Genomic DNA, 11,012 nt, shown 5'->3' on the forward strand with positions numbered 1-11,012 from the left:
CGGCGGCAGCAGAAACGCCTGGTCGCGGCTGAACGGAATGAACTGCGTCATGACCAGCAGATTCGCCGATTTCAGGCCGCACGGGAATCCGACAGGCTGCTGGAGCCGCTTTACCGCAAGCGAAGAGGTGATCGTGACCGATCACCGCCTCCATCGCCGGCTCCCGCCTTCGGCGGGCGCCGCTTCCCGCCAGGGGATCTCGGTAGAGCCGGTCAGCGCCAGTGGCGGCCGCGATCATGCCCGCGGGCGTGGCCGTGATGGTGGCCACGGTTCCATCCGCCATGGTGGCGCGGCGGGGCATAGTAGCGCGGCGGCGGCGCGTAATAGGGGCGATAGACCGGGCGCGGCGCGTAGTAGCGGGGCGGCGGCGGCGGCGCATAATAGGGTTTAGCATAGCCGTAGCCGTAGCCGTAGCCACCGACGGGCACGACATCGGCGACGACACAGCCGGGGGCGAAAAGCAGCACCGGCAGCAGCAGGATCAGGGCGCGGAGGCGACGCATGGCGGGGACTCCCCTGCGGCGGGCCGGTTTCTTCCGGTGGCCCTGCCGCGTCATGAGGGAGTTAACCCCGCCGTCATGTCCCGGTTCGGGCATGATCCGGGCGGCGCCAAGGCTTATTGCGGCGCCGCCGCCTTAATCCGTTACCCGGCGCCTACTGGTCGGCGTAGATGTGGGACTCTGCCGCCGCGCCCGGATGCGTCACCGCCCCCTGCACCGCCGGCCCCACCGTCTGCGCGTATTTCCACAGCGCGCCGGAGGTGTATTGCGTCACCCGTGGCGTCCAGGCGGCGCGGCGGGCGGCCATCTCGGCCTCCGGCAGCATCACGTCGATCGTGCCCGCCTCCGCATCGATCACGATGGGGTCGCCATTGCGCAGCAGGGCGATCGGCCCGCCCACGGCGGCTTCCGGCCCGACATGGCCGATGCAGAAGCCGCGCGTCGCGCCGCTGAACCGGCCATCGGTGATCAGCGCCACCTTGTCGCCCATCCCCTGGCCGTAAATGGCGCTGGTGGTGGACAGCATCTCCCGCATCCCCGGGCCGCCCTTCGGCCCCTCGTAGCGGATGATGATGACGTCGCCCGGCTTGTAGGCGCGCATGTCCACCGCCTTGAAGGCATCCTCCTCGCAATCGAAGCACAGCGCCCGGCCCTCGAAGCGCAGGGTCTTCATCCCGGCGATCTTCACGATGGCCCCTTCCGGCGCGAGCGAGCCCTTCAGCGACACCACGCCGCCGATCGGGCTGATCGGGTCGCTGGTCGGGCGCACCACCTCCTGGTCCTTCGGGAAGATCACCTCCCGGTGGTTCTCGGCCAGCGAGCGGCCGGTGACGGTGATGGCGTCGCCGCGCAGATAGCCGCCTTCCAGCAGCGCCTTGATGATGACGGGCACGCCGCCGATGTGGAACACGTCCTGCGCCACGAAGCGGCCGCCCGGCTTCAGGTCCGCGATATGCGGCGTGGCGCGCATGATCTCCGCCACGTCGTGCAGGTCGAAGCTGATGCCGCATTCATGCGCGATGGCCGGCAGATGCAGCGCGGCATTGGTGGACCCGCCGGTGGCGCCGACGATGGCGGCGGCGTTGAACAGCGCATCCCGCGTGACGATGTCGCGCGGCCGCAGATTCCGCCGCAGCAGGTCGACCACGGCGCGGCCAGACTGCACCGCATAATGGTCGCGGGTCTCGTCCGGGGCCGGCGCGCCGGCGGAGCCCGGCAGGGCCAGGCCGATGACCTCGCTGATGCAGGCCATGGTGTTGGCGGTGAACTGGCCGCCGCAGGCCCCCGCCCCGGGGCAGGCATGCTGTTCCAGCTCCAGCAGGTCGGCATCCGACATGTTGCCGGCGGCATGCTGGCCCACCGCCTCGAACACATCCACCACCGTCACGTCGCGGCCCTGGAACCGGCCCGGGCGGATGGAGCCGCCATACATGAACACCGAGGGCACGTTCAGCCGGACCATCGCCATCATCACGCCGGGCAGCGACTTGTCGCAGCCGGCGACGCCGACCAGCCCGTCATAGCAATGGCCGCGCATGGTCAGTTCGATCGAATCGGCGATCACTTCGCGCGAGGCGAGCGAGGACTTCATGGATTGGTGGCCCATGGCGATGCCGTCGGTCACCGTGATGGTGGTGAATTCCCGCGGCGTCGCGCCTGCCTCCGTCACCCCGGCCTTCACCGACTGCGCCTGGCGGGACAGCGCGATGTTGCAGGGCGCGGCCTCGTTCCAGCAGGTGGCGACGCCGACGAAGGGCTTGGCGATGTCCTCGGCCGTCAGGCCCATGGCGTAGTAGTAGCTGCGATGCGGCGCGCGTTCCGGCCCCACCGTCGTGTGGCGGCTCGGCAGCTTCGACTTGTCCCACGCGGTCATGGCGTTCCCCCTGCGGCATTGGCGTCGATGACCGTTTGAGAACACCGGCGGGACCGAGGCAAGGGGCCGGCGCGGCCAAGCCGGCGCTACCCCGCGCCAGCGGGCGGGCCCGGTAGGGCCGGCGCCGTGCCACAGCCCTCGATCTCCGCCTGCAGCCAGCCGAGGAAGGGGGCGGCGCGGCCGCGCAGGGCGGCGGCGTTGGGCAGCACGACGCTGTAGGCGGCGCCCGGCACCCGGATCTCGGGCCAGAGCACCGCCAGGCGTCCGGCCGCGACATCCGCCGAGGCCACCAGCGTCGGCGCCACCACCAGGCCCTCCCCGGCCAGGGCGGCCTCGTAGGCGATGTAGAAATGCGCGAAGCGCCGGCGCGGCTGCCCCAGGCGCAGCTGATCGCGGCGCGTTCCATCCCGCGGCGCCGCCATGGCGGCGACCAGCCAGCGGTCGAGGTCGCCGGAGCGGGTCTGGCTTTCCAGCAGGGTCAGGGCCTCGGGCACGGTGGCGGCACGGGCCAGCGCCGGGGCGGCATAGGCGGCCAGGGTCTCGCGCAGCAGCGGCTGCGCCTCATAGCCGGCCGGGACGAAGCCGTCGCGCCGGATCGCGACATGGTGCGGCAGCTTCAGCCAGTCATCATCGGTGTTGGTCTGGCGCAGCGTCACCTGCAATTGCGGCGCCACCCGTTCCAGCCGGTACAGCCGCGGCACCAGCCACTTCATGGCGAAGCTGGCCGGCGCCAGCACGCTGAGCTGGGTGCGCTCCGGCTCGGCCGGGCGCAGCGCCTGCAGCCCATCGTCGATCTGCGCCAGCCCGGCGGTGACGGATTGCGCCAGGGCGCGCCCGGCCGGGTTGAGGATCATGTCGCGGCCCTCCTCGGCGAAGAGCGGCTGGCCGATCCAGCGCTCCAGCGCCCGCAGGTGCTTGCTGATGGCACCCGGCGTCACGTTCAGCTCCGCCGAGGCGGCGCTGCGGGAGCCGAGCCGTGCCAGCGCCTCGAACGCCTCGATCATGCGCAGCGAGGGACGGGCGCGGGGTGGGTCGGCCATCGTGATGGATCCGCGAAGTAATCGTGACAAACGAATGTCATGGCGAAAGTAACGCGCGGGTTCGACGAATATTCGTCATTCGACCGGCACCTCTTACTGGGACATAGAGGGCCGGGCAACGGAGATGCGGAAGCTTGAGCAGCGCGACGCCAGCCTGTGCCACCCGGCCCGGCCCCGAGCTGACGGTGAACGGGCGCGGCTACCGCCGCCCCGCCGGTGCCGTCGCCGTGGTCTGCCTGGATGGCTGGGACCCGGCCTCTCTCGCGGTCTCGCTGGCAGCCGGGGAGCTTCCGGCCATCGCGCGCTGCGCCGCGGAAGGATTCCTGGGCGAGGCGCTGTCCGCCATGCCGAGCTTCACCAACCCGAACAACCTCTCCATCGTCACCGGCGCGCCGCCGGCGCTCCACGGCGTCTCCGGCAACAGCTACCTCGACCGCCGGACCGGCGCGGTGGTGATGGTCACCGGCGATGCGGAGCTGCGCGCGCCGACCATCCTGGCCGCCATGGCCGGGGCCGGCATTCCCGTCGCCATCGTCACGGCCAAGGACAAGCTGCGCCGCGCGCTGGCCAAGGGTCTCCCGATCGGCCCCTGCGGCATCGCGGTCTCCGCCGAACGCGCCGCGGAGGCAGAGCGCGCGACGCATGGGGTGGAGGATCTGCCGGGCCTGACGGGTTCGCCGGCACCGGCGCAGTACGGCGCGGCCTTGTCGCTGTTCGTGCTGGATGCGGGGCTCGCGCTGCTGCGCGCCGGGCGGGCGCGGCTGCTGTACCTGTCGCTGTCGGACTACATCCAGCACCGCCACGCGCCGGAGGCGCCGGAGGCCCGGGCCTTCCTGCGCGCGGTGGACCAGCGCCTGGGCGCGCTGATGGCAGAGGGCGCGCTGGTCGCGGCCACGGCCGATCACGGCATGACGGACATGGCGCGGCCCGACGGCACGGCGAATGTCCTCTTTGTCGGCGACGTGCTGGATGACCGCTTCGGCCCCGGCGCCGCCCGCGTCATCTGCCCCATCGCCGACCCCTTCGTGCGCCACCATGGCGCGCTGGGCGGCCTGGTGCGCGTGCATCTGGCCGCGGGCGGCCCGACCCCCGCCGAGGTGATCGCGCTGCTGCAGGGCCTGCCCGGCGTGCATCTGGCGCTGACCGGCGCCGAGGCCTGCGCCCGCTACGCGATGGCGCCGGCGATGGAGGGCGACGTCACCGTGCTCGGCGCGCGCGGCGTCGCGCTCGGCGCGCGGGCGGCGGAGCATGACCTCGGCCAGTTGTCGGGCGCGCGGCTGCGCTCGCATGGCGGGGTGTTCGAGCGCGCGGTGCCCTTCCTGCTCTCCCGCCGGCTCGATCCCGCCTGGCAGGCGGCGCATCCGGCGCTGCACAACCACGACATCTTCGATGCCGCCTTGAACGGGACGCCAAGCCCATGACGCAACGTGCCGTCGTCGTCGTGCTGGACGGGCTGCGCCGCGACATGCTGCGGGCGGCGACAACGCCGGCGCTGGCGGATTTCGCCGGCGCGGCCACCAGCTTCGCCGCGCATCGCTCGGTCTTTCCCTCCGCCACGCGCGTCGTCTCCGCCTGTTTCGCGACAGGCTGCCGGCCGGCCCGCCACGGGCTGCTCGGCAACAGCGTGGCGCTGATGGAGGATGGCGTGCTGGTGCGCCACGATGTCGGCCATCCCGGCTTCATGGACCATCTGCGGGCCCAGCGCGGCCGCAGCCTGGAAGTGCCGACGCTGGCCGAGCGCCTGGCGCGGGCGGGGCGGGAGGCGATGATCTTCTCCAACGTCTCGCCCGGCGCCGCCCGCGCGCATGACCCGGACGGCCATGGCTGGGTGCTGCACCGCGCCTGGGCGCATGGCCCCGGGCTGCGGCGGCTGGAGGGCGCCGAGGCGGTGGCCGAGGTGACGCTGGATGCCGCCGGCGACGCGATGCTGACGGAGGCCTTCCTGGCCCGCGCCCTGGCCGGGCGCGAGGCGGCGCTGGCGGTGCTGTGGCTGGGCGAGCCGGACGCCATGCAGCATGCCGTGCCACTGGGCGCGCCGGCGGCGATGGCCGCGATCGCCGCGGCCGATGCCCGCTTCGCGCAGGTGCGCGACGCGGTGGGCGCGCGCCGCGCGGCGGGCGAGGACATCCTGCTGGTCGCCTGCTCGGATCACGGCCACCAGACGGTGCAGGCGGTGGTGGACATCGAGGCGGAGCTGATCGACGCCGGGCTGAAGCGGGATGCCGCGGATGCCGGCCTGCTGTCGGTGGCGAATGGCACGGCGGCGCTGGTCTACCTGCATCCCGATCGCGCCGCGCAGGCCGGGGCGGTGCTGCGCTTCCTCGCCACGCGGCCCTGGGCCGGCGCCGTGTTCAGCGGCGCGGCGCTGGCCGAGATCGGCCACGCGCCGCGCGACCACCTTCTCTGCGCCGTGGCAATGGCGACCGAGCCGGAGCCGAACGAACACGGCGTGCCGGGCCTCGCCTATGCCGCCAGGCCCGCCGGCGCCAAGCCGGACCGTCTGGGCTGCGGCCAGCATGGCGGGCTGGGCGCGGCGGAACAGATGCCCTTCCTGATGATCGAGGGCGCGGGCTTCGCCCCCGGCGCGCGGCGCCAGGCGCCGAGCAGCCCGATCGACCTCGCCCCCACCCTCCTGCGCCACCTCCGCCTGCCGGCCGATGGCTGCGACGGCGTGGCGCTGCAGACACCCTCAAGGGAGAACGACGATGACTGACGTTCCGCTGAACCTGCTTCGCCGTCATCTGCTGCTGGGCGGCGCCGCCCTGGCGCTGCCGGCCTCGGCCCTGGCGCAGGCCGCGCCGCGCGCCGGCACGCTGAAGGTGGCCTTCCTCGGCCTCGATACCTCGGACCCCCATCGCCACACCGGCTCCATCGCGGTGCAGCAGGTCTATGTCGAGACGCTGACCTCGATCGCCGATGACGGCACGGTCAAGCCCTTCCTCGCCACGGCGTGGGAGATCAGCCCGGACGGCAAGCGCTATACCTTCACCATCCGCGAGGGCGTGCGCTTCCACAATGGCCGGCTGCTGACCGCCGAGGATGTGCGCGCCAATGCGGTGCGGGTGCGCGACCAGGTGCGCGGCGGCTGGCTCTCCGCGCCGATGCGCCTGGTGGACACGCTGGAGGCGCCGGATGCGCGGACCTTCGTGATGACCATGAAGGAACCCTACGGCCCGCTGCTCAACCTGCTGTCGGAGCTGTGGATCGTCGCCCCCGAGAGCGAGGGCTGGGCGCAGACCATCCGCCAGCCGATCGGCACCGGCCCGTTCCGCTTCGGCCGCTGGCAGCCCAATGTCAGCTTCCACGCCCCGGCCTTTGCACAGTACTGGCAGCCCGGCCTGCCGCGCGCGGCGGCGGTGGAATTCTCGCTGCGCGACGCCAGCGACCTGTCGCTGGCGCTGCGCGCCGGCGACCTGCACATCGCCCGCGTCGGCTACGACAAGCTGGCCTCCGTGCGCGCCGACCCGAACCTCGAGGTGCAGTTCATGAAGGACACCACCTGGTGGTTCTGGTCCTTCAACAACCGCAACCCGCGCCCGCCCTTCAACGATGTGCGCGTGCGCCAGGCGGTGAGCTTCATGCTCGACAAGCCCGCCTTCATGCGCTTCGTGGCCGGCGAGGCCGGCGTCGTCACCAACCAGATGGCCGCCCCGGGGCAGTTCTTCTGGGACAAGGCGATGCACGACGCCGATGCCCATGCCGCGCCGAACGAGGACCGCGCCCGCGCCCTGCTGCGCGAGGCCGGCGTGAACCCGGCGAACACCCCCTGCCGCATCGTCTCCTGGCAGAGCGCCTATGCCGAGATCGCCGTGCAGGCGATGCGCAAGCTCGGCTTCCAGGTGGAGCACCTGGCGCTGGACGATATCGGCGCGCAGCGCCGCCTCGGCCAGTATGACTGGGATCTGGCCCCCTTCGCCTCCGGCCCGCGCGCCGACATCTTCCTGCGCTTCGTGCGGCTGATGTCCGATGGCCCGAATGTCGGCCTGTGGGGCGGCACGCGCGATGCCGAATTCGACCGGCTGGTGCGCAGCGCCATCGCCTCCGTCGACCTCGATCAGCGCCGCCGCCTGTACCTGGCCGCCTGGCAGCGCGCGCTGGACAACTACTACACCGTCGTCATCGGCCATGCGCCGGAGCCGATCGTGAACCGGCGCGAGGTGACGGGCTATGCCCCCGGCTTCACCTGGGGCCAGCACCGCGTCGATGGCGGCCTGGCCTTCGGCGCGCTCGCGGCGCGCGGCTGAGCATGTCCGCCAGCGCGATGGCGGCCCTGCCCCGCGCTGGCGGGCTCGGCCCGCGCCTGGGCCTGGCGATCCTCGGCCTCGCGCTGCTGGTCGCCCTGCTCGGCCCTGGCCTGGTGCCGCATGACCCGCTGGTGCAGGAACTGGCGGCGCGCAACGCGCCGCCGGATGCGCTGCACTGGCTGGGCCGCGACCATCTCGGCCGCGACGTGCTGGCGCGCCTGGCGGCCGGCACGCGCATCTCACTGGCCGTCGCGCTGGGGGCGACGCTGCTGGCAGTCGGCCTCGGCGCCGGGCTCGGCGTGGTGGCGGAGGCGCTCGGGCGCGGGCCCTCCTTCCTGGTGTTCGGCGCCTTCGACATGGTCCGCGCCATGCCCTCCATCCTGCTGGCGCTGACGCTGATGGTGGCGCTGGGCATCGGCACCTGGCCGCTGATCCTGGCGCTGGGCATCGCCTTCGCGCCGCACATGGCCCTGGTGGCGCGCGCCGCCTGGCGGCGGGAGAATGCCGCCGGCTATGTCGCCGCGGCGCGGGTGATGGGGGCGGCGCCGCTGGCCACCACCTGGCGCCATGTGCTGCCCAACATCGCCGGCGCGCTGGTGACCCAGGCGGCGATCATCATGCCGCGCGCCATCACCACGGAAAGCGTGCTGTCTTTCTTCGGCCTCGGCGTTTCGCCGGAAACGCCGAGCTGGGGCCGCATGATCGCCGGCGCCACGCGCTTCGCCGAATCCGCCCCGCATGCGGTGCTGGCGCCGGTGGCGGCGCTCTGCCTTGTCACGCTCGGCTTCGCGCTGGCCGGCGACCGGCTGCGCCTGGCGCTCGACCCGCTGCGGGAGCGCGGCCGGTGAACCATGCCTTCCTGCACAACGCCACCCAGGCGGGGCTGGCCCTGGCGCGCCAGGCGCTGCTGCTGGCCGGCATCGCCATCGCCGTCTTCCTGCTGATCCGCATCGTCCCCGGCGACGTGGTGGATGCGATGGCGCTGGAAGGCAGCCTGGACGAGGAGGCGATCGCGGATCTGCGCGCCGATCTCGGCCTGGATGCCGGCGCGCTGACGCAGTTCCGCATCTGGGCCGGCCGTGCGCTGGGCGGCGATTTCGGCATGTCGCTGCGCTTCGACCGGCCGGTGTCGGAGCTGATCCTGGCGGCATTGCCGACCACGCTGATCCTCGCCGTCCTGGCGCTTTCGGCCGGGCTGGCGCTGGGCGTCGGGCTGGCCACCGCGGCGGTGCTGTGGCCACGCTCCCCGCTGCCGGCGCTGGTGGAGGCGCTGAACCTCTGGTCCATCGCATTGCCCACCTTCTGCGTCGGCCTCGCCTCCATCCTGCTGTTCTCGGTCGGGCTCGGCTGGCTGCCGGTGATCGGGCAGTGGCTGTCGCCGGTGCTGATCCTGGCGATCGACAATGCCGGGCAGGTGGTGAAGCCGCTGCATGAGGATCTGAAGGAAGCCGCGACCGCCAGCCATATCCGCACCGCCCGCGCCAAGGGCCTGTCGCCGGCGCGCATCGTGCTGCGCCACCTGCTGCCGAATGCGCTGACCACGGTGGTGGCGCTCGGCGGGATGATCCTGGCTGGCATGATCGGCGGCGCCCTGACCATGGAGGTGCTGTTCGGCCTGCCCGGCCTCGGCACCCTGGCCTTCCAGGCGATTTCCGGCCGCGACTACCCCGTGATCCAGGCGGTGGTGCTGGTCTTCGCCGCCGGCGTGGTGGTGGTGAACGGGCTGGCCGACCTGGCGCAGCGCGCCCTGGACCCGAGGCTGCGACGATGAGCGGGACACCCCTGGTTGCGCTGTGCGATTTCCGCGTGTGCTTCGGCGAGACCGTCGCCGTGGACGGTATCTCCCTGACGCTGCAGCCGGGCGAGACCCTGGCGCTGGTGGGCGAAAGCGGGTCCGGCAAGTCGCTCACCGCGCTCGGCATCGCCGGGCTGGCGCCGCCGGCGGCGACGCTGTCCGGCAGCCTGCGCATCGCGGGGCAGGAAATGCTGGGCGCGCCGGAACGGGCCTGGCGCCGGCTGCGCGGGGCGCGGATCGGGATGGTGTTCCAGGACGCCATGGGCAGCCTCAACCCGGCCATGCGCGTCGGCGCGCAGATTGCCGAGGTGATGCAGGCGCATCGGCCGCTGGCCCGCGGCTCCATCCCCGGCCGGGTGCTGGAGGCGCTGGCCGAGGTCGGTCTGCCGGACCCGGCGGGCAAGGCCGCCGCCTTTCCGCACCAGCTGTCCGGCGGGCAGCAGCAGCGGGTGATGATCGCCATGGCGCTGGCCGCCGACCCGGCGCTGCTGATCGCCGATGAGCCGACCACGGCGCTGGACACCACCGTGCAGGCGCAGATCCTGGCCCTGCTGGCGGCGCTGCAGGCGCGGCGCGGGCTGGCCATGCTGTTCGTTTCGCACGATCTGGCCGTGGTGGCGGGCATCGCCCAGCGGGTCGCGGTGATGCGGCAGGGCCGGGTGGTGGAAGCCGGGCCGACGGCGCAGGTCTTCGCCGCGCCGACGCATCCCTACACCGCGGCACTGCTCGCCAGCCGGCCCGGCGCGACGCTTCGCCCGCCCCCCGCAGCGGCGACGGCCGAGCCGGCGCTGGACATCCGGGACCTGGCGGTGGCCTTCCGGCCCCATCGGCTGGGCGGAGCCCGGGTGCGGGCGGTGGATGGCGTGACGCTGTCGATCGCGCCGGGCGCCGCGCTCGGCCTGGTGGGGGAGAGTGGCTCGGGCAAGAGCACGCTGGCGCGCGCGGTGGTCGGGCTGGTCGCGCCTTCTGGCGGGACGGTTCGCGTGTTCGGCCAGGACCCGCTGCGCGCGGCCGGCCGCCGGGCAATGGCGCGTGCCGTGCAGATGGTGTTCCAGGACGCGGCCGGCAGCCTCAACCCGCGCCTGACCATCGCCCGCATCCTGGCCGAGCCCCTGGCGGTGCATCGGCTATGCCCGCCGGCGGAACGCCGCGCCCGCGCCCGGCTTCTGCTGGAGGAGGTGGGGCTGGAGGCCGCGCATCTGGACCGCTTCCCGCACCAGCTCTCCGGCGGGCAGCGTCAGCGGGTTGCGATCGCCCGGGCGCTGGCCGTCGATCCGCGGCTGCTGGTCTGCGACGAGCCCGTCTCGGCGCTGGACATGACGGTGCAGGCGCAGGTGCTGGACTTGCTGGGGCGTGTCCGGCGCGACCGCGGGCTGGCGCTGCTGTTCATTGGCCACGACCTTGAGGCTGTGGGCGCGGTGTCGGAACGGATTGCGGTGATGAAGGACGGGCGGATCGTTGAGAATGGCGCGGCGGAGGATGTGCTGCGGCGCCCGCGGACGCGCTATGCGCGGTCGCTTGTTGCTGCCATGCCGCGTCGCCTGCCGGATCTTGCGGATC

General features: G+C 73.0%; 9 protein-coding genes. 6 read left to right on the top strand and 3 right to left on the bottom strand.

All coding sequences use genetic code 11. The annotated features are described in order from the left end of the window. Window positions 1–212: 212 nt before the first annotated feature. The 3 genes from HEQ75_RS26655 to HEQ75_RS26665 form a co-directional block, all read right to left on the bottom strand. Complete coding sequence (locus HEQ75_RS26655) at window positions 213–503, bottom strand: hypothetical protein (RefSeq protein ID WP_168035164.1); 291 nt, start codon at window positions 501–503, stop codon at window positions 213–215. A gap of 151 nt (window positions 504–654) precedes the next feature. Beyond that, window positions 655–2,373 (bottom strand): dihydroxy-acid dehydratase, encoded by a 1,719-nt coding sequence (gene ilvD / locus HEQ75_RS26660; RefSeq protein WP_168035165.1) that lies wholly within the window; start codon window positions 2,371–2,373, stop codon window positions 655–657. Window positions 2,374–2,459: 86 nt separating this feature from the next. After that, window positions 2,460–3,413 (bottom strand): LysR substrate-binding domain-containing protein, encoded by a 954-nt coding sequence (locus tag HEQ75_RS26665; RefSeq protein WP_168035166.1) that lies wholly within the window; start codon window positions 3,411–3,413, stop codon window positions 2,460–2,462. Window positions 3,414–3,547: 134 nt separating this feature from the next. Between HEQ75_RS26665 and phnA the strand changes: the two genes are divergently transcribed. The 6 genes from phnA to HEQ75_RS26695 all read left to right on the top strand — a co-directional run. After that, window positions 3,548–4,834, top strand: coding sequence for a phosphonoacetate hydrolase (gene phnA, locus HEQ75_RS26670; RefSeq protein ID WP_235962151.1), 1,287 nt, complete (start codon window positions 3,548–3,550; stop codon window positions 4,832–4,834). Beyond that, a complete protein-coding gene (locus HEQ75_RS26675; protein WP_168035167.1) occupies window positions 4,831–6,126 on the top strand; it encodes an alkaline phosphatase family protein in 1,296 nt (431 codons plus the stop codon). The genes phnA and HEQ75_RS26675 overlap by 4 nt, the downstream gene beginning before the upstream one ends. Further along, window positions 6,119–7,657, top strand: a complete 1,539-nt coding sequence (locus tag HEQ75_RS26680) for an ABC transporter substrate-binding protein (RefSeq protein WP_209318799.1) — start codon at window positions 6,119–6,121, stop codon at window positions 7,655–7,657. The genes HEQ75_RS26675 and HEQ75_RS26680 overlap by 8 nt, the downstream gene beginning before the upstream one ends. Before the next feature lie 2 nt (window positions 7,658–7,659). After that, entirely contained in the window at window positions 7,660–8,505 is an 846-nt protein-coding gene (locus HEQ75_RS26685) for an ABC transporter permease (RefSeq protein ID WP_209318800.1), read from the top strand. Beyond that, a complete protein-coding gene (locus HEQ75_RS26690) occupies window positions 8,502–9,428 on the top strand; it encodes an ABC transporter permease (RefSeq protein ID WP_328734983.1) in 927 nt (308 codons plus the stop codon). The genes HEQ75_RS26685 and HEQ75_RS26690 overlap by 4 nt, the downstream gene beginning before the upstream one ends. Then, a partial coding sequence (locus tag HEQ75_RS26695) for a dipeptide ABC transporter ATP-binding protein (RefSeq protein WP_168035169.1) occupies window positions 9,425–11,012 on the top strand: 1,588 nt, incomplete at its 3' end. The genes HEQ75_RS26690 and HEQ75_RS26695, both read left to right, overlap by 4 nt.

Origin of the sequence: Falsiroseomonas selenitidurans (assembly GCF_012103215.1) — a bacterium.
In the GTDB taxonomy this organism is placed as follows: Bacteria; Pseudomonadota; Alphaproteobacteria; order Acetobacterales; family Acetobacteraceae; genus Falsiroseomonas; species Falsiroseomonas selenitidurans.

Excerpts from the sequence above, each read along its gene's own strand:
- HEQ75_RS26655 (WP_168035164.1), bottom strand. The coding sequence starts at position 503 with ATGCGTCGCCTCCGCGCCCTGATCCTGCTGCTGCCGGTGCTGCTTTTC.
- ilvD (WP_168035165.1), bottom strand. The coding sequence starts at position 2,373 with ATGACCGCGTGGGACAAGTCGAAGCTGCCGAGCCGCCACACGACGGTG.
- HEQ75_RS26665 (WP_168035166.1), bottom strand. The coding sequence starts at position 3,413 with ATGGCCGACCCACCCCGCGCCCGTCCCTCGCTGCGCATGATCGAGGCG.
- HEQ75_RS26675 (WP_168035167.1), top strand. The coding sequence starts at position 4,831 with ATGACGCAACGTGCCGTCGTCGTCGTGCTGGACGGGCTGCGCCGCGAC.
- HEQ75_RS26680 (WP_209318799.1), top strand. The coding sequence starts at position 6,119 with ATGACTGACGTTCCGCTGAACCTGCTTCGCCGTCATCTGCTGCTGGGC.
- HEQ75_RS26685 (WP_209318800.1), top strand. The coding sequence starts at position 7,660 with ATGTCCGCCAGCGCGATGGCGGCCCTGCCCCGCGCTGGCGGGCTCGGC.